Raw genomic sequence first — 17,585 nt, forward strand, 5'->3', positions numbered from 1 at the left:
CATGGCATCTGCATTCGAGTACGCACCGGCTCCCGAGTCCCGCTCGGTCGTCGACATCGCCCCCTCCTACGGCCTCTTCATCGACGGCGAGTTCACCGACGCGGCCGACGGCAAGGTCTTCAAGACCGTCTCGCCGTCCACCGAGGAGGTCCTCTCCGAGGTCGCCCAGGCCGGCGCCGCCGACGTCGACCGCGCCGTGAAGGCCGCCCGCAAGGCCTTCGAGAAGTGGTCCGCCCTGCCCGGCGCCGAGCGCGCCAAGTACCTCTTCCGCATCGCCCGGATCATCCAGGAGCGCAGCCGCGAGCTGGCCGTCCTGGAGACCCTCGACAACGGCAAGCCGATCAAGGAGACCCGCGACGCGGACCTCCCGCTGGTCGCCGCGCACTTCTTCTACTACGCGGGCTGGGCCGACAAGCTCGGCCACGCCGGCTACGGCGCCGACCCGCGCCCGCTCGGCGTCGCCGGCCAGGTCATCCCGTGGAACTTCCCGCTGCTGATGCTGGCGTGGAAGATCGCCCCGGCGCTCGCCGCGGGCAACACCGTCGTCCTCAAGCCCGCCGAGACGACCCCGCTGTCGGCCCTGTTCTTCGCGGACATCTGCCGCCAGGCCGGGCTGCCCAAGGGCGTCGTCAACATCATTCCCGGTTACGGGGACGCGGGCGCCGAGCTCGTCGCGCACCCGGACGTCAACAAGGTCGCCTTCACCGGCTCCACCGCGGTCGGCAAGGCCATCGCCCGCCAGGTCGCCGGCACCGGCAAGAAGCTCACCCTGGAGCTGGGCGGCAAGGGCGCCAACATCGTCTTCGACGACGCGCCGATCGACCAGGCCGTCGAGGGCATCGTCGGCGGCATCTTCTTCAACCAGGGCCAGGTCTGCTGCGCCGGGTCCCGCCTGCTCGTCCAGGAGTCGATCCACGACGAGCTGCTGGACTCCCTCAAGCGCCGCCTGTCCACCCTGCGCCTCGGCGACCCGCTCGACAAGAACACCGACATCGGCGCGATCAACTCCGCGGAGCAGCTCGCCCGGATCACGGCGCTCGCCGAGACCGGCGAGGCCGAGGGCGCCGAGCGCTGGTCCCCGGCGTGCGAGATGCCGTCCTCCGGCTACTGGTTCGCCCCGACGCTGTTCACGAACGTCACCCAGGCGCACACCATCGCCCGCGACGAGATCTTCGGCCCCGTGCTGTCGGTGCTGACCTTCCGCACGCCCGACGAGGCCGTGGCGAAGGCCAACAACAGCCAGTACGGCCTGTCCGCGGGCATCTGGACGGAGAAGGGCTCGCGCATCCTGGCCGTCGCGAACAAGCTCCGCGCGGGTGTCGTCTGGGCCAACACGTTCAACAAGTTCGACCCGACCTCGCCCTTCGGCGGCTACAAGGAGTCGGGCTTCGGCCGCGAGGGCGGTCGCCACGGTCTGGAGGCCTACCTCGATGTCTGAGTCGACCACGCGACTGAACGTCTTCAAGACCTACAAGCTGTACGTCGGCGGGAAGTTCCCGCGTTCCGAGAGCGGCCGGGTGTACGAGGTGACGGACTCGAAGGGCAAGTGGCTGGCCAACGCCCCCCTCTCCTCCCGCAAGGACGCCCGCGACGCGGTCGTCGCCGCCCGCAAGGCGTTCGGCGGCTGGTCGGGCGCGACCGCGTACAACCGCGGCCAGATCCTCTACCGCATCGCCGAGATGCTGGAGGGCCGCCGCGAGCAGTTCGTCCGCGAGGTCGGCGAGGCGGAGGGGCTGTCGAAGTCCAAGGCGGCCGCCGTCGTGGACGCCGCGATCGACCGCTGGGTCTGGTACGCGGGCTGGACCGACAAGATCGGCCAGGTCGTGGGCGGCGCCAACCCGGTCGCGGGCCCGTACTTCAACCTGTCGACGCCCGAGCCGACCGGTGTCGTCGCGGTCGTCGCCCCGCAGGAGTCGTCCTTCCTCGGCCTGGTCTCGGTGATCGCCCCGGTGATCGCGACGGGCAACACCGCCGTCGTCATCGCCTCCGAGAAGGCCCCGCTGCCGGCGCTGTCCCTCGGCGAGGTGCTCGCCACGTCCGACCTGCCCGGCGGCGTGGTGAACGTCCTCTCCGGCAAGGCCTCCGAGATGGGCCCGCACCTGGCGGCCCACCAGGACGTCAACGCGATCGACCTGGCGGGCGCCGGCGAGGCGCTGGCCAAGGAGCTGGAGACCGCGGCGGCCGACAACCTCAAGCGCGTCCTGCGTCCACAGCCTGTGGACGACTGGAGCGCCGACCCGGGCACGTCGCGCATGACGGCGTTCCTGGAGACCAAGACGGTCTGGCACCCGACCGGCTCCCTCGGCGCCTCCGGCTCCAGCTACTAGCCGGACCGCGCCCCGCGCGGAACGCGGGAAAGGCCGTCGGCGGCACACCTGTGCCGCCGACGGCCCTTCTGCTGCCCGGGGCCGCCTACTGCGGGAGGACGGGCCCCAGGAGCGACGTCACGGCCGCCGTCGGCAGCTCCTTGACCGAAGGGCCCTGGGTGAGCGCGCCGGTGACCATGCCGGTGCCGACCGCCGGGAAGTCCGCGACCTTCGTGGCGATGCCGTTGTCCAGGGGGTCCACCCCGGTTTTGGCGAGCGGGTTCACCTTCAGGTTCGCGATCGGGTCGACGACGCCGGACACGGCCGCCGGGACCGACAGTTCGCCCGCCTCGGCGCCGCCGGCCGCCATCGCGAGGGCCGCGCCGGCCATGGAGAGCGTGAGGCCCGCGGAGCGCGCGGAGCGCAGGGCGCTGGACGTGCCGGGGGCTGCGTGACGTGCCATGGGGTTCCCGCCTGTGGTCGTGTTCGCGTGCGCACGCAGCGTAGTGGAGGTGTGATCCTGGATACCAACCGCCCGCATATGGCATCCCCTGCGCGGGGGAATGCGTCACACTGGTGTCCCGTGAGCTTCTCCTCTCCTTCGCCTGCGCGTGTCGTCCTGTTGACCGGTCCTTCGGGTTCCGGAAAGTCCTCGCTGGCCGCCCGGTCCGGGCTTCCCGTGCTCCGCCTGGACGACTTCTACAAGGAGGCCGGCGACCCGTCCCTCCCCCTGGTCGAGGGAAGCTCCGACATCGACTGGGACTCCCCGCTCTCCTGGGACGCCGACACCGCCGTCGCCGCGGTCGCCGACTTGTGCCGCACCGGCCGCACCGAGGTCCCCGTCTACGACATCTCGACGTCCTCCCGCACCGGCACGGAGACCCTCGACACCGCGGGCGCGCCGCTGTTCATCGCGGAGGGCATCTTCGCCGCCGACATCGCGGCCCGCTGCCAGGAGCTCGGCCTCCTCGCCGACGCGATCTGCCTGCGCGGCCGGCCCTCCACCACCTTCCGCCGCCGCCTGCTCCGGGACCTGCGCGAGGGCCGCAAGTCCGTGCTGTTCCTGCTGCGGCGCGGCCTGCGCCTGATGCGGGCCGAGCGGGGCATCGTCGCCCGCCACACCGCCCTCGGCGCGCACCCCTGCGGCCGCGACGAGGCCCTGGGCCGCCTGGCCGCCGCCGCGGCCGGTTCCCGGCGCGCCCCCGCCGCGGCCTGACCCGGCCTCACCCCCCCCCCGGACGCCAACGCGGCCGGCGGCCTGCGGCGCGCAGTGCGCCGCAGGCCGCCGGCCGCGGACGTGCGAAGGCGGGACCCTGCGGACCCCCGACCGCATGATCCCGCCTCCATCCCCCCCAATGGCCCCCGTCCCACCCCCGTAGGACGGGCCCCCCGGCCAGTGGTCTTTTCCGGCTACGCGACGAGCTCCTCGAAGGACTCGGACTCGTCGCGGCCGAAGCTCAGCACCTCGTCGTCGCGCAGGCGGCGCAGGGAGCGCCAGATGCTCGACTTCACCGTGCCGACGCTGATGCCCAGGATCTCCGCGATCTCCGGGTCGGTGCGGCCCTCGTAGTAGCGCAGCACCAGCATCGTGCGCTGCGGCTCCGGGATGCGGGCCAGCGCCTGCCACAGCACCGCGCGCAGCTCCGTCCCACGCATCGCGTCGGTGTCGGCGGCGGCCTCCGGCAGTTCCTCCGTCGGGTACTCGTTCAGCTTCCGCCGGCGCCAGGCGCTGATGTGCAGGTTCGTCATGGTGCGGCGCAGGTAGCCCCCGACGGCCGCCTTGTCGCTGATCCGGTCCCAGGCCCGGTACGTCGAGAACAGCGCGCTCTGGAGCAGGTCCTCCGCCTCGTGCCGGTCGCCCGTCAGGTGGAAGGCCGTCGCGTACAGCGCGGCCCGCCGCTCCCGGACGTACGCGGTGAACTCCGCCTCCGAGTCGGAGGACAGGCACGGCGCCGGCCCGGTCGGGGCGGCGGGAGCCGCGGCCCGGTAGGTGTTCGCGTCGATGGCCACCGTGTGCGCCTGCCGGGGACGGGCGACCGCCACCGACCGGGCACCCGCCCGGCGGTTCACATCGTGCAGCCGCGTGACAACCGCGCTGGTGGTGGTGCTGTGCAGCGTGTTCATCTCGCGCCCCCCGTCGTAGGTCTGCTTCGGTTACCGGGCTCCTGCTCGGTGCGTTGGTAGAAGCCTGCCCCCCGGACATAACCGGGCTGTCCGCCGACTGTCACAGGCGTGTCACAGCGCCGCGCCGCACCCCCCGCGGCGCCGCTCCGCGCACGACGGTCGAACTCCCGACTGCCCATGGGACAGAATGTGGCCGTGCCTTTCCTGTTGCTGATCGAGGACGACGACGCCATCCGCACGGCCCTCGAACTCTCCCTGACCCGCCAGGGCCACCGCGTGGCCACTGCGGCGACGGGCGAGGACGGTCTGAAGATGCTGCGCGAGCAGCGCCCGGACCTGATCGTGCTGGACGTGATGCTGCCCGGGATCGACGGCTTCGAGGTGTGCCGGCGGATCCGCCGCACCGACCAGCTGCCGATCATCCTGCTGACCGCGCGCAGCGACGACATCGACGTGGTCGTCGGCCTGGAGTCGGGCGCCGACGACTACGTCGTCAAACCCGTCCAGGGCCGGGTGCTCGACGCCCGGATCAGGGCGGTCCTGCGCCGCGGCGAGCGGGAGGCCAGCGACTCGGCCGTCTTCGGGTCCCTGGTCATCGACCGGGCCGCGATGACGGTCACGAAGAACGGCGAGGACCTCCAGCTCACCCCGACCGAGCTGCGGCTGCTGCTGGAGCTCAGCCGCCGGCCCGGCCAGGCCCTCTCCCGCCAGCAGCTGCTGCGGCTGGTGTGGGAGCACGACTACCTCGGCGACTCCCGCCTCGTGGACGCCTGCGTCCAGCGGCTGCGCGCCAAGGTCGAGGAAGTGCCGTCCTCCCCGACCCTCATCCGGACCGTCCGCGGGGTCGGCTACCGCCTGGACTCGCCGCAGTGATCAACGCTCTGTTCGCGGGCCTTCGCTGGACCAGCCTGCGGCTGCGGCTCCTCCTGGTCTTCTCCCTCGTCGCGCTGGTCGCCGCCGTGTCCGCCTCGGGCATCGCGTACTGGCTCAACCGCGAGGCCGTCCTGACCCGCACCCAGGAGGCCGCCCTCGGCGACTTCCGGCAGGAAATGCAGGACCGGGCCGCGGCCCTGCCCGCCGACCCCACCCCGGAGGAACTCCAGCGCACCGCCGACCTGATGGCCGGCAGCGCCCCCGGATACAGCGTGCTGCTGCTGGACGAGCGGCCCGACGGGCGTACGGTCTACGGCGCGGCCGGCCCTGACGCCTTCCGCCTGGAGGACGTCCCCGAGTCCCTGCGGCGGGCCGTGAACGACCGCCAGAAGGCCACCGCCGCGCACGACGCCGAGTACCACATGTACTGGCAGCGCACGAAGCCGCACGGCAAGCCGTACCTCGTCGGCGGCACCCGCATCGTCGGCGGCGGCCCGACCGGCTACATGTACAAGTCGCTCGCGCAGGAGCGCGACGACCTGAACACCCTCGGCTGGTCCCTCGCCATCGCCACCGTGCTGGCGCTGCTCGGCTCGGCCCTGCTGGCGCAGGTGGCCGCCCGCACCGTCCTCAAGCCCGTCCAGCGGCTCGGCGACGCCGCGCGCCGCCTCGGCGAGGGCGAGCTCGACCACCGGCTCGACGTCTCCGGCAACGACGAACTCGCCGACCTGTCGCACACCTTCAACAAGACGGCCGAGGCGCTGGAGAAGAAGGTCGCCGACATGAGCGCTCGCGAGGAGGCCAGCCGCCGCTTCGTCGCCGACATGTCGCACGAGCTGCGCACCCCCCTCACCGCGCTGACGGCCGTCGCCGAGGTGCTGGAGGAGGAGGTCGACGACCTCGATCCGATGATCGCGCCCGCGGTCACCCTCGTCGTCAGCGAGACCCGCCGGCTGTACGACCTCGTCGAGAACCTGATGGAGGTCACCCGCTTCGACGCCGGGACGGCCCGCCTCGTCATCGACGACGTCGACGTCGCCGACCAGGTCACCGCCTGCATCGACGCCCGGGCCTGGCTCGACGCCGTCGAACTCGACGCCGAGCGCGGCATCGTCGCCCGCCTCGACCCGCGCCGCCTCGACGTCATCCTCGCCAACCTCATCGGCAACGCCCTCAAGCACGGCGGCTCGCCGGTGCGGGTCTCCGTGCGCGTCGAGGGGGAGTGGCTGGTCATCGCGGTCCGCGACAACGGCCCCGGCATCCCCGAAGAGGTGCTGCCGCACGTCTTCGACCGCTTCTACAAGGCCAGCGCGTCCCGCCCGAAGTCCGACGGCAGCGGCCTGGGCCTGTCCATCGCCGTGGAGAACGCGCACATCCACGGCGGCGAGATCACCGCGGCCAACGCGGAGGGAGGCGGCGCGCTGTTCACGCTGCGCCTGCCGGTGGACGTGGGGAAGGTGATCGCCGGTGGCGACGCGCAGGAGTAGGGCGGCCGCGGCGGCCGCGGTCGCGGGGGTGCTGGCGTCCCTGTCGGCCGGGTGCGGGATCCGGGCGACGACCGTCCCCGTCGACGTCGGGCCGGCCCCCTCGCGGGTCTCCTGCGACATCCCGGCCCAGCAGGGCGGGGCGCAGGGCTTCCGGGCGACCGTGGAGCTCGTGTGCGGCTCGCAGCTGGTCGGGGTCGAGCGGATCGTCCCGATGGCGGCGGAGAAGAAGCCCGCCCGGACGGCCGCCCAGGCGGCCGCGGAGGCGCTGCTGGCCGCCCTGGAGCGGGAGCCCGGCCACGACGAGCGGGAGGCGGGCTTCACGACCTCCGTCCCCGACGGGCTGACGGTCGCCCCGCTGCGGGCGGCCGACCCCGCCGGAACGGTACGCCTCAGCCGCAAGCCCGAGGACCTGCCGCCGGTCGCGCTTGCCCAGGTGGTGTGCACCTTCGCCGGCAACAAGACCGTCTCGGCCGGACCGGGCCCGGTCGTCCTCGGCGGCCCGGACAGCGACCCGCCGCGCGCCTGGGAGTGCACGGACGCCGTCCGCGCCCGCCCGGAGTCGGTCCCGACGCTGGGCGAGCTGGTCCGCCCGGTGCCGTCGGCCGCGACGCCTGCGCCGACACCGACCGGCTGACCAACGCGCGCTGCCCGTAAGTCCGTTCGGGTCATCGCCCAAGGGATGCGGTACCGACCCGTACTCGTCGAGGAGTACGGGTCGGTACGGGATTGAGTCGCAGGCGCGGGTGGCAGTCCACGCGTATGCCACCACGGAAGAGGCCGCCCCGGCCCAACGCCACCGCGATGAAGATGATCGGCGAGCAGGTCGCCACCGGCCGGGTCGCCAAGAAGCTCACCCAGAGCCAACTCGCCGACCTGGTCAACATGGACTGCGAGACCATCGCCTCCATCGAGCAGGGGCGGCGCGTCCTGATGCCCGACGTGGCCGAGCGGATGGACCGGGCCCTGGGACTCCCCGGAGTGCTCGCCGTCGCCGCCCTGCGGATGCCGGAGGTCGACATGATCCCGGCCTGGGCCGAGGAGTACTTCGAGCGGGAGCGCGAGGCCCTCGCGCTGTCCTGGTTCGACACGATGATCGTGCCCGGCCTGCTCCAGACCGAGGCCTACGCCCGCGCCGTCCTGTCCTGCCGCGTCCCGTACGTGGGGGAGGCCAAGGTCGAACTCCAGACGGCGCGTCGGATGAAGCGCCAGGAGATACTGCGCCGGGCCGTGCCGCCGACGCTCTCGTTCGTGATCTGGGAGCCCGCCCTGCGGGACCGGATCGGGGGGCCGAATGTGTACCGGGAGCAGATCCGGCACCTGCGGGAGTGTGCGGAGATGCCGTCGGTCTCGGTGCAGGTGCTGCCGCTGGGACTCACCGCACAGGCGGGGCTCAATGGCCCCTTCATCCTCGTGGAAACACCCCAGTTCCAGCACCTCGCCTACTCCGAGACGCAGCGCGGCAGCCTCCTCGTCCGCGACCCGAACGAGGTCAGCATCCTCACGCGGAAGTATGCGATGCTGCGGTCCCAGGCCCTCAACGTGGCAGAGACCAAGGGGCTGTTGGACCGGCTGCTAGGAGAGTCATGAGCACCGAACTCGTGTGGTTCAAGTCCAGCTACAGCGGTGACGAGGGCGGGGCGTGCGTCGAAGTCGCCTACGACTGGCGGAAGTCCAGCCACAGCGGTGACGAGGGAGACGCATGCGTAGAGGTCTCCGCGAGGTGGCACATCTCCAGCCACAGCAACGACGAAGGCGGGGCCTGCGTGGAGGTGGCCGCCTGCCCGCACGTCGTGCACGTCCGGGACTCCAAGGTCGACGGCGGTCCCGTCCTGGACGTGGCCCCGGCCAGTTGGGCCGCGCTCACCGGCTGGGTGGCGGCGTAGTCCCGCCAGAACGCCGACGGGCCCCGGACCGCGAGGGTCCGGGGCCCGTACGGGCGTTTCGGCGGCGGGCTCAGAGGCCCATGGCCGCCGAGAGGTCCTTCTTGACCGCGTCCAGGACCTCCTGGCCGCGGACGCGGGCCGCCGCCAGGTCGGAGGCCTCGGCCACGGGGACGACGACCTCCAGGTAGCACTTCAGCTTGGGCTCCGTGCCGGACGGGCGGCAGATCACCCGGGCCTTGTAGTCGCCCTCCAGGTAGTAGCGCAGGCCGTCGGTGGGCGGGAGCGTGTCCGTGCCCCGGTTCAGGTCCTCCGCCGAGACCACCCGCAGGCCCGCCAGGGAGGCCGGCGGCTGCGCCCGCAGCTGCGCCATCGCGTTCGCGATGACCGAGAGGTCCTCCACGCGGACCGACAGCTGGTCGGTGTGGTGCAGGCCGTGGGCCATGGCCAGGTCGTCCAGCAGGTCGGTCAGGGTGCGGCCCTGCTCCTTGAGCTCCGAGGCCAGCTCCGCCACCAGCAGGGCGGCGGTGATGCCGTCCTTGTCGCGGACGCCCTCGGGGTCCACGCAGTAGCCGAGCGCCTCCTCGTAGCCGTAGCGCAGGCCGTCGACGCGGGCGATCCACTTGAAGCCCGTCAGGGTCTCCTCGTAGCCGACGCCGGCCGCCTCCGCGATCCGGCCGAGCAGGCTGGAGGAGACGATCGACTCGGCGAAGACGCCCTGCGCGCCCTTGTGGACCAGGTGGGCGGCGAGGAGCGCGCCGACCTCGTCGCCGCGCAGCATCCGCCAGCCGCCGGGTGCCGCCGCGTCCGGGACGGCCACCGCGCAGCGGTCGGCGTCCGGGTCGTTCGCGATGACGATGTCCGGGCGGACCTCGGCGGCCTTCGCGAAGGCCAGGTCCATGGCGCCCGGCTCCTCCGGGTTCGGGAACGCCACCGTCGGGAAGTCCGGGTCCGGCTCGGCCTGCTCGGCGACCAGGACCGGCTCGGGGAAGCCGTGCCGGGCGAACGCCGCCAGGACGACGTCCTTGCCGACGCCGTGCATGGCCGTGTAGACGGTGCGCACGCCGCGCGGGGAGCCCGGCGTCAGCACCGCGTCCGTACGGGCCAGGTACGCCTCCAGCACCTCCTCGCCGAGCTCCTCCCAGCCGGACTCCGGGCGCGGCACGGACGCCAGGGTGTCCACCCGGGCGATCTCGGCCGCGATCCCGGCGTCCGCGGGGGAGACGATCTGCGAGCCGTCGCCGAGGTACACCTTGTAGCCGTTGTCCCGGGGCGGGTTGTGGCTCGCGGTCACCTCGACGCCGGCGACGGCGCCGAGGTGCCGTATGGCGTACGCGAGGACGGGCGTCGGCAGGGGGCGGGGCAGGACGGCCGCGCGCAGGCCGGCACCGGTCATGACGGCGGCGGTGTCGCGGGCGAAGTCCGCGGACTTGTGGCGCGCGTCGTAGCCGATCACCACCAGCCCGCCGGCGTGGCCCTGGGCCTTCAGGTACGCGGCGAGGCCCGCCGCGGCCCGGATGACCACCGAGCGGTTCATCCGCATCGGGCCGGCGCCGATCTCGCCGCGCAGCCCGGCGGTGCCGAACTGGAGGGTGCCGGAGAACCGGGCCGCCAGCTCGGCGGTGTCGCCCGCCTCGATGAGGCCGGCGAGCTCCTGCGCCGTCTCCGGGTCGGGGTCCTCGGCCAGCCAGGCGCGCGCCCGGGTGATCAGGTCGTCCTGTTCCTGCACTACTTCCGCCTTTGTCTCTCGTACGGTGCCGGTGCCTCAGATGCGGGCGAGGACCTGGGTCAGCAGCTTGCCCATGCGGGCGGCCGAGTCGCGGCCGGCCTGGAGGACCTCTTCGTGGTTCAGCGGCTCGCCGGACAGGCCCGCCGCCAGGTTGGTGACCAGGGAGATGCCGAGCACCTCGGCGCCGGCCTCGCGGGCGGCGATGGCCTCCAGGACCGTGGACATGCCGACGAGGTCGGCGCCCAGGACGCGGACCATGTTGATCTCGGCCGGGGTCTCGTAGTGCGGCCCGGGGAACTGGGCGTAGACGCCCTCCTCCAGGGTCGGGTCGATCTCCTTGCACATCGCGCGCAGCGCGGGCGAGTACAGGTCGGTCAGGTCCACGAAGTTCGCGCCGACGATCGGGGAGGCCGCCGTCAGGTTCAGGTGGTCGCTGATCAGGACCGGCTGGCCGGGCGCCATGCCCTCGCGCAGGCCGCCGCAGCCGTTGGTCAGCACGACGGTCTTGCAGCCCGCGGCGACGGCGGTGCGGACGCCGTGGGCGACGGCGGCGACGCCGAGGCCCTCGTAGAAGTGGGTGCGGCCCAGGAAGACCAGGGCGCGCTTGTCGCCGATCTTGTACGAGCGGATCTTGCCGCCGTGGCCCTCGACCGCGGGGGGCGGGAAGCCGGGCAGCTCGGTGACGGGGAATTCGGACTCGGGGGTGCCGAGCGCCTCCGCGGCGGGGGCCCAGCCGGAGCCCATGACCAGGGCGACGTCGTGGGTCTCGGCGCCGGTGAGCTCGCGCAGGCGCGCGGCGGCGGCGTCTGCGGCGGCGTGGGGGTCGGTAACAGATGCGTTCACGCAGACGAGCGTAGCCGCTTATCGCCTACGCGCGTAGATGGCGCTGCTCACGGTGTTCGGATCGTTGCCTTGTCGTTTCCGCCGAATCGTCCTGCTGCGCCGGGGGCGTCCGGTTCGGCCGCACGCCCGCGACCTGCGATAACGCAGACGGCCGCCGGGTGCCGGCGGGCGCGCGGGGCGGGCTCAGCAGGGGCGCTTGCGCAGTTCCATCACGTAGTCGTGCGGGGCGCCCGCGGACTCCGCGGCGTCGGCGATCTCGCCCAGGTAGCGCGCGGACGGCAGGCCGCCCTCGTACCCGTTCAGCACGTAGCACCAGGCGGCCTCCTCGCCGTCCAGCGTGTGCACGCGGATCCGCATCCGGCGGTAGATGTCGAGGCCGACGCCCTCCCACCGGTCCATGGAGTCCTCGTCCAGGGGCGCGATGTCGTAGAGGGCGACGAAGACCTGCTGGCGGGGGGCCTCGACGATGGTGGCGAGGGCGCCCTCCCAGCCCATCTGCTCGCCGCCGAAGGTCAGCCGCCAGTCGTTGATCCAGCCCGTTCCGCGCAGCGGCGAATGCGGGGCGCGGCGCGTCATCAGCCGCGGGTCGAGGTTGCCGGCGTACGCGGCGTAGAGCGACATGGAGTCGAGGGTACGGGAGGGGCGGGCCGGGGCGCCTGCCCGGTGGCATAGCCCGTACGGAGTCGCGGGCGGGGGCCGGCCGGGGGACCGGGGGAGAAGCACCTTGAAGCGTGCGGGACAATGGAGGGCGGAATGCATCCCCCGGGGAGACCCCCCGGAAGCCCCGGCCGGGGCGGCGCTCGGCCGGGTATACGTGAGGCGGAGTTTTCGTGACCCGGATCGTGATCATCGGCGGCGGACCCGGCGGGTATGAGGCGGCCCTGGTGGGGGCCCAGCTCGGCGCGGAGGTGACAGTCGTCGACTGCGACGGCCTCGGCGGCGCATCGGTCCTGACCGACTGCGTGCCCTCCAAGACCCTCATCGCGACCGCCGAGGTCATGACGAACTTCGACTCCTCGTACGAGGAGCTCGGCATCGTCGTCGCGGACGACACCCCGCCCGTCGAGCAGTCCGCCCGCATCATCGGCGTCGACCTCGGCAAGGTGAACCGCCGCGTCAAGCGCCTCGCGCTCGCCCAGTCGCACGACATCACCGCCTCCGTCACCCGGGCGGGCGCACGTGTCATCCGCGGCCGCGGCCGCCTCGGCGGCCCGCAGGGCATCGACGGCACGCGCGACGTGATCGTCACCGCCGCCGACGGCACCGAGCAGATCCTCACGGCCGACGCCGTGCTGATCGCGACCGGCGGCACCCCCCGCGAGATCCCCGACGCCATGCCCGACGGCGAGCGCATCCTGAACTGGACGCAGGTCTACGACCTGGAGGAGCTCCCCGAGGAGCTCATCGTGGTCGGCTCCGGCGTCACCGGCGCCGAGTTCGCCGGCGCCTACCAGGCCCTCGGCTCGCGCGTCACGCTGATCTCGTCCCGCGACCGGGTGCTGCCCGGCGAGGACCCCGACGCCGCCGCCGTCCTGGAGGACGTCTTCCGCCGCCGCGGAATGAACGTCGTCGGGCGGGCCCGCGCCGAGTCCGCCAAGCGGGTCGGCGACCGCGTCGAGGTCACCCTCTCCGACGGGCGCGTCATCACCGGCACCCACTGCCTGATGGCCGTCGGCGCCATCCCCAACACCAAGGGCATGAACCTGGAGGAGTCCGGCGTCCGGCTCAAGGACTCCGGCCACATCTGGACCGACAAGGTCTCCCGCACCACCTCCCCCGGCGTGTACGCGGCCGGCGACGTCACCGGCGTGTTCGCGCTCGCGTCCGTCGCCGCCATGCAGGGGCGCATCGCCATGTACCACTTCCTCGGCGACGCGGTCACCCCGCTGAACCTCAAGACGGTCTCCTCGAACGTCTTCACCGACCCCGAGATCGCGACCGTCGGCTACACCCAGGCCGACGTCGACGCCGGCCGCATCGACGCCCGCGTCGTCAAGCTGCCGCTGCTGCGGAACGCGCGCGCCAAGATGCAGGGCATCCGCGACGGCTTCGTGAAGCTGTTCTGCCGCCCCGGCACCGGGATCGTCGTCGGCGGCGTCGTCGTCTCGCCGCGCGCGAGCGAACTGATCCACCCGATCTCGATCGCCGTCGACAACAACCTGACCGTCGAGCAGATCGCAAACGCGTTCACCGTGTACCCCTCGCTGTCGGGATCGATCGCGGAAGTGGCGCGCCAGCTGCAGACCCGAAAGACGGAAGGCGAAGGCTGACAGGCCGCAAATCCGGCCAACCTCCGCATAAACAGCGGAGGTTGGCGGCTTAACCGCCCCAGGGGGCGGAACACGGGGACACCCGGCCGACCGCGTATACCACTAACTCCCCCGCCTTATGGACAACTTCGGTATTCCGGCGCAAGGAGCTGAAAGCAGACGGTCGCCCGGGTTACTGTCAGTTTCGTGTTCGCTGCAGAACGTCGCCAGTTGATTCTCGAAATGGTGCGCGCGAACGGAGCGGTATCGCTCCGGGAGCTCGCCCGCGTCGTCCAGACCTCCGAAGTGACCGTACGGCGGGACGTGCGGGCACTGGAGGCCGAAGGACTCCTCGACCGCCGGCACGGCGGTGCGGTCCTCCCCGGCGGGTTCACCCGCGAGTCCGGGTTCCCGCAGAAGTCGCACCTCGCCACGGCGGAGAAGACCGCCATCGCCGACGTCGCGGCCGGCCTCGTCGAAGAGGGCGAGGCCGTCGTCGTCGGCGCGGGCACCACCACCCAGGAGCTCGCCCGCCGGCTCGCCCGTGTGCCGGGGCTGACCGTGGTCACCAACTCCCTGCTCGTCGCCCAGGCCCTGGCACACGCCAACCGGGTCGAGGTCGTCATGACCGGCGGGACCCTGCGCGGGTCCAACTACGCGCTGGTCGGCAGCGGAGCCGAGCAGTCGCTGCAGGGCCTGCGGGTCTCCCGCGCGTTCCTCTCCGGCAGCGGCCTGACGGCCGAGCGCGGGCTGTCCACGTCGAACATGCTGTCGGCGAGCGTCGACCGGGCGCTGGTCCAGGCGGCCGCGGAGGTCGTGGTCCTCGCGGACCACACCAAGCTCGGCACCGACACCATGTTCCAGACGGTGCCGACGGACGTCATGACCCGGCTCGTCACGGACGAGCCGCCGCCGCACGACGACCGGGCCGCCACCGAACTCCAGGCCCTCGCGGACCAGGGAGTCCAGATCACCGTGGCCGGCACGGCTGCCTCCGGCTCCGCCTCCGGCGTGGACGGCATGCAGGGCCGCCGCCCCCGCCGCGAGGGCCCCCTCCCGGTCCAGCGCCGCGGCGCCACCCCCCTGCGCAGCGCCCCGGCGTCCCTCCTGGACCCCCAGTCCCAGGACCGCAGGGTGGCAGACCTCCGCCGCCGCTGACTCGACTCCGGCCCTGCGCCTCGAACGCCGGCGGGGCTCGCTTTGCCCGGCCCCAAGCGCGAAGCCCCACCGCAGCCCGCACTCAGCCGCAACCGCAATGCAGCCCTGTGCAACCCGCTTCGTCGGCCGCGCCATCCGCCGCGGCCGCAATTCCAGCTTCGCCGGCGTTTGAGGCGCGGGGGGTGGGGCGGAGCCCCGCATCACGGCGGCCGGGTCACTCCGCGAGGGGCAGGCACTCCGCGAGCAGGTCGACGACGTCCCGCCAGGCGCGCTGCGCATGCCGCGGGTGGTAGCCGACGCCGGGGCGCACGGTGTGATCGACCGGCGGGTGGTGGAAGGCGTGCAGGGCGCCGCCTTAGACTACGAGGCGCCAGTCGACGCCCGCGGCCTGCATCTCGGCGGCGAATGCGTCCCGTTGCGCGGGCGGCATGATCGGGTCTTCCGACCCGACCCCCGCCCATACCAGGCAGCCGATGCGTGCCGTTTCGTCCGGGCGGCCCGTGGTCAGTCCGTTGACCGTCGCAATCGCGCGCAGGCCGACGCCGTCGCGGCCGAGTTCCAGCGCGATCGCGCCCCCGGTGCCGTAGCCGACGGCGGCGATCCGGTCCGGGTCGGTCCGCGGCTCTGCGCGGAGCACGTCGAGCGCCGCGTGGCCGATGCCCCGCATCCGGCCGGGGTCGGCGAGCAGCGGCATGCAGCGGGCCAGCATCTCCTCGGGGTCGCCCAGGTAGCGTCCGCCGTGGAGGTCGAAGGCCAAGGCCACGTATCCCAGCTCGGCGAGCGCGTCGGCCCGGCCGCGTTCGACGTCGCTGAGCCGTTGCTTTGAGCCTCAGCACCTCTCAGCATTCCGGGCAATCCGGCCCGGAAGGTCCGTCTCATCACCAAAGCGTGAGGGCTTCGGTTTGAGTACGGTCTCTCGTTTCTGTCTGCCGCTGGTGCGGCGGGTTGCGCCACCTGCCCGCCCCGCCTCCGCCTTGCGGCGGGGGCGGGTGGCGCGGGTCTTGCGGTCGGCTCCACGAGGCTTCGACACCACCACGGTGGTGTCCTGGTCTCCGGCCACTCCGGTACCAGTGGCGCAGGCCGCCGCGAGGGCGGCGAGGTTGAGCGCGGCGTTGTCGTCCCGGTCGATGACCAGGTGGCAGGCGTCGCACTCGAAGGTCCGCATGTGCAGCGGCAGCTTGGCTTTCACCGCGCCGCACCCGGAACAGGTCTTCGAGGAGGGGTACCAGCGGTTCGCGACCACAAGGCGGGTGGCGTGGCGCTGGCCGGTCTTGTAGGTGAGCAGGCGGCGGATCTCCCCGAACCCGGCATCGGCGATGCGGCGGGCCAGACGCCGGTTGCGGAGCATTCCGGCGACGTTGAGGTCTTCGACCACGACGGTGCCGTACTCGGCGGCCACGGCGGTGGTGAGCTTGTGCAGGGCGTCCTCGCGGAGGTTCGCCACCCGGTGGTGCACGCGGTTGCGGGCCGCGTTGGCCTTCTCCCAGCGGCGGGACGGCTTCTGCCCGGTGCGCCGGTCGGGGCCCTGACGCCGGGACACGGTCCGGGAGGCGCGGCGCAGCTGCGCGCGGGCGGCGTCGTAGTGGCCCGGGTTCGCGACGGTGCGGATCTCGCCCGTCGAGTCGGCCATCACGGCGAGGGCCTTCACACCGAGGTCGATGCCGACCGCCACATCCGGGCGAGCCACGCGCACGATGTCGCGCTTGACCTCGACCTGGAACGAGGCGAACCAGCGTCCGCGCTCGTGCCGCACGGCCGCGGACAGGATCCGGGCTGTCCCGGCCTGGACGCGGCCGAGGAGCTTCACCGTCGGCTCGTGGGTGCGGATCGTCCCGAGGCGGGGGAGGGTGACGTGCCGGCCGTCGGCGTCCACACGGATGGTGCCCGTGGTGAACCGGCAGGCAAGACGCGCCTTCCGCTTCGGCTTGAACCGGGGGACGCCCATCCGGGCGCCCTTCCGCTTGCCGTTCTTCGACTTCGCGTAGTTGTCGAACGCGGACGACGCGTTCGCCAGCCCGGTGGAGTACGCCTCCTTGGAGTTCCTCTCCCACCACCCGGCGAACCGGGGGTCGGTGTGCTTGGCCTCGTTGAACGCCTTCCGCAGCGACGGAAGCGACCACGGCCGCCACTCGGTCAGCGACTCCTCGGGGATCCCGTAGGTCTCCTCCGCGCGGCGCTGCCACCACGACGCCGTCACCCAGCCCACAGCCCAGTTGTACGCGGCCCGCGCGGCACCGCAGTGCGAACGCAACGCGGCCTCCTGGGAGGCGTTCGGGTCCAGGGCGAACCGGAACGCCTGCACCACGTACCCGGGCTGCGGGCGGAACTTCTTCACCCGGCGTCCTCGCCGGTCGCCACGGCCACCGCGCGAGCGGCCCGGTTCTTCGCCGCCCGCCGCCCGTACAGGCGCACGCACATCGACGTGAGCACCTCGGTGATGTCCCCTACGAGGTCATCGGCGGTCTCGGTGGTCTCGGCGGGGTCGAGGACGACCAGACGCCGCCCGGACGCCGACAGGACCGCTTCGAGGTGCTCGACACCGAACCGGGCAAGCCGGTCACGGTGCTCGACCACGATCACCGCCGCCTGCGGGTCGGACAGCACCCGGTGCAACTTCCGGCGCCGGCCGTTCAGCCCCGAGTCGACCTCGGCGACGACCTCGGCGACGGCCAGGCCCAGCCCGTTCGCGCCGGCCACGACCCGGGCCGTCTGCCGGTCAAGGTCTGCTTTCTGGTCGGCGGACGAGACACGGCAGTACGCGACCACCCGCCCCGCCTCCGCGACGGCGGCCGGAGCGGGCTCATCGACCAGCCACGTCCCGGACGGCGCCTGGCGGACCGGGACGGGCATCCTCCCGTCCTTCACCCACCGCCACGCGGTCTGATAGCTCACGCCCTGCTGACGGGCCCACTCCGAAAGCCTCACAAGACCAACGT

At 72.8% G+C, this 17,585-nt stretch carries 17 protein-coding genes and 1 pseudogene; 10 read left to right on the forward strand and 8 right to left on the reverse strand.

What is annotated here, in order from left to right; genetic code table 11:
- Position 1 precedes the first annotated feature (1 nt).
- Entirely contained in the window at positions 2–1,438 is a 1,437-nt protein-coding gene (locus C0216_RS03715; RefSeq protein WP_114053864.1) for an aldehyde dehydrogenase family protein, read from the forward strand.
- Positions 1,431–2,327 (forward strand): aldehyde dehydrogenase family protein, encoded by an 897-nt coding sequence (locus tag C0216_RS03720; protein WP_114053865.1) that lies wholly within the window; start codon positions 1,431–1,433, stop codon positions 2,325–2,327. Before C0216_RS03715 ends, C0216_RS03720 begins: the two co-directional genes overlap by 8 nt.
- 85 nt (positions 2,328–2,412) lie before the next feature.
- Here C0216_RS03720 and C0216_RS03725 read toward each other — a convergent pair whose 3' ends face one another.
- Positions 2,413–2,769 carry a hypothetical protein gene (locus tag C0216_RS03725; protein WP_114053866.1) on the reverse strand — a complete coding sequence of 119 codons (357 nt, stop codon included), beginning with the start codon at positions 2,767–2,769 and terminating at the stop codon, positions 2,413–2,415.
- Between the two features lie 78 nt (positions 2,770–2,847).
- On the opposite strand from C0216_RS03725, the gene C0216_RS03730 reads away from it, so the two are divergent.
- Complete coding sequence (locus tag C0216_RS03730) at positions 2,848–3,522, forward strand: uridine kinase (protein WP_428985386.1); 675 nt, start codon at positions 2,848–2,850, stop codon at positions 3,520–3,522.
- 194 nt (positions 3,523–3,716) lie between these two features.
- On the opposite strand, the gene C0216_RS03735 is transcribed toward C0216_RS03730, so the two are convergent.
- Positions 3,717–4,430, reverse strand: coding sequence for a SigE family RNA polymerase sigma factor (locus C0216_RS03735; protein WP_114053867.1), 714 nt, complete (start codon positions 4,428–4,430; stop codon positions 3,717–3,719).
- Between the two features lie 195 nt (positions 4,431–4,625).
- Here C0216_RS03735 and afsQ1 point away from each other — a divergent pair, with 195 nt between their 5' ends.
- The 5 genes from afsQ1 (at position 4,626) to C0216_RS03760 (ending at position 8,673) form a co-directional block, all read left to right on the forward strand.
- Complete coding sequence (gene afsQ1 / locus C0216_RS03740; RefSeq protein ID WP_174250340.1) at positions 4,626–5,303, forward strand: two-component system response regulator AfsQ1; 678 nt, start codon at positions 4,626–4,628, stop codon at positions 5,301–5,303.
- The gene (locus C0216_RS03745; protein ID WP_281277904.1) at positions 5,300–6,790 is read left to right on the forward strand and encodes a sensor histidine kinase; all 1,491 of its coding nucleotides are present in this window, start codon (positions 5,300–5,302) and stop codon (positions 6,788–6,790) included. Before afsQ1 ends, C0216_RS03745 begins: the two co-directional genes overlap by 4 nt.
- A complete protein-coding gene (locus C0216_RS03750) occupies positions 6,771–7,424 on the forward strand; it encodes a hypothetical protein (protein ID WP_114053869.1) in 654 nt (217 codons plus the stop codon). The genes C0216_RS03745 and C0216_RS03750 overlap by 20 nt, the downstream gene beginning before the upstream one ends.
- Positions 7,425–7,549: 125 nt before the next feature.
- Positions 7,550–8,377, forward strand: a complete 828-nt coding sequence (locus tag C0216_RS03755; protein WP_114053870.1) for a helix-turn-helix domain-containing protein — start codon at positions 7,550–7,552, stop codon at positions 8,375–8,377.
- Positions 8,374–8,673: a DUF397 domain-containing protein gene (locus C0216_RS03760; protein ID WP_114053871.1), complete on the forward strand. Its 300-nt coding sequence runs from the start codon at positions 8,374–8,376 to the stop codon at positions 8,671–8,673. The genes C0216_RS03755 and C0216_RS03760 overlap by 4 nt, the downstream gene beginning before the upstream one ends.
- A 70-nt stretch (positions 8,674–8,743) precedes the next feature.
- On the opposite strand, the gene C0216_RS03765 is transcribed toward C0216_RS03760, so the two are convergent.
- From C0216_RS03765 to C0216_RS03775, 3 genes are all read right to left on the reverse strand, one after another.
- The gene (locus tag C0216_RS03765) at positions 8,744–10,399 is read right to left on the reverse strand and encodes a phospho-sugar mutase (protein WP_114053872.1); all 1,656 of its coding nucleotides are present in this window, start codon (positions 10,397–10,399) and stop codon (positions 8,744–8,746) included.
- A 36-nt stretch (positions 10,400–10,435) separates the two neighbouring features.
- Positions 10,436–11,242, reverse strand: coding sequence for a purine-nucleoside phosphorylase (locus C0216_RS03770; RefSeq protein WP_114053873.1), 807 nt, complete (start codon positions 11,240–11,242; stop codon positions 10,436–10,438).
- 183 nt (positions 11,243–11,425) lie between these two features.
- Complete coding sequence (locus tag C0216_RS03775; RefSeq protein WP_007266087.1) at positions 11,426–11,863, reverse strand: gamma-glutamylcyclotransferase; 438 nt, start codon at positions 11,861–11,863, stop codon at positions 11,426–11,428.
- 209 nt (positions 11,864–12,072) lie between these two features.
- On the opposite strand from C0216_RS03775, the gene C0216_RS03780 reads away from it, so the two are divergent.
- Both C0216_RS03780 and C0216_RS03785 read left to right on the forward strand, forming a co-directional pair.
- Positions 12,073–13,512 carry an NAD(P)H-quinone dehydrogenase gene (locus C0216_RS03780; protein WP_114053874.1) on the forward strand — a complete coding sequence of 480 codons (1,440 nt, stop codon included), beginning with the start codon at positions 12,073–12,075 and terminating at the stop codon, positions 13,510–13,512.
- 186 nt (positions 13,513–13,698) lie between these two features.
- The gene (locus tag C0216_RS03785) at positions 13,699–14,649 is read left to right on the forward strand and encodes a DeoR/GlpR family DNA-binding transcription regulator (RefSeq protein WP_114053875.1); all 951 of its coding nucleotides are present in this window, start codon (positions 13,699–13,701) and stop codon (positions 14,647–14,649) included.
- Between the two features lie 214 nt (positions 14,650–14,863).
- On the opposite strand, the pseudogene C0216_RS03790 reads toward C0216_RS03785, so the two are convergent.
- The 3 genes and pseudogenes from C0216_RS03790 to C0216_RS03800 all read right to left on the reverse strand — a co-directional run.
- Positions 14,864–15,463, reverse strand: a pseudogene (locus C0216_RS03790) (dienelactone hydrolase family protein); the annotation flags it as partial.
- 15 nt (positions 15,464–15,478) lie between these two features.
- A complete protein-coding gene (gene tnpB / locus C0216_RS03795) occupies positions 15,479–16,984 on the reverse strand; it encodes an IS607 family element RNA-guided endonuclease TnpB (protein ID WP_246042307.1) in 1,506 nt (501 codons plus the stop codon).
- Entirely contained in the window at positions 16,981–17,574 is a 594-nt protein-coding gene (locus C0216_RS03800) for an IS607 family transposase (protein WP_114053876.1), read from the reverse strand. The genes tnpB and C0216_RS03800 overlap by 4 nt, the downstream gene beginning before the upstream one ends.
- Between the last annotated feature and the right edge of the window lie 11 nt (positions 17,575–17,585).

This window comes from Streptomyces globosus (assembly GCF_003325375.1).
Classification (GTDB): domain Bacteria; phylum Actinomycetota; class Actinomycetes; order Streptomycetales; family Streptomycetaceae; genus Streptomyces; species Streptomyces globosus_A.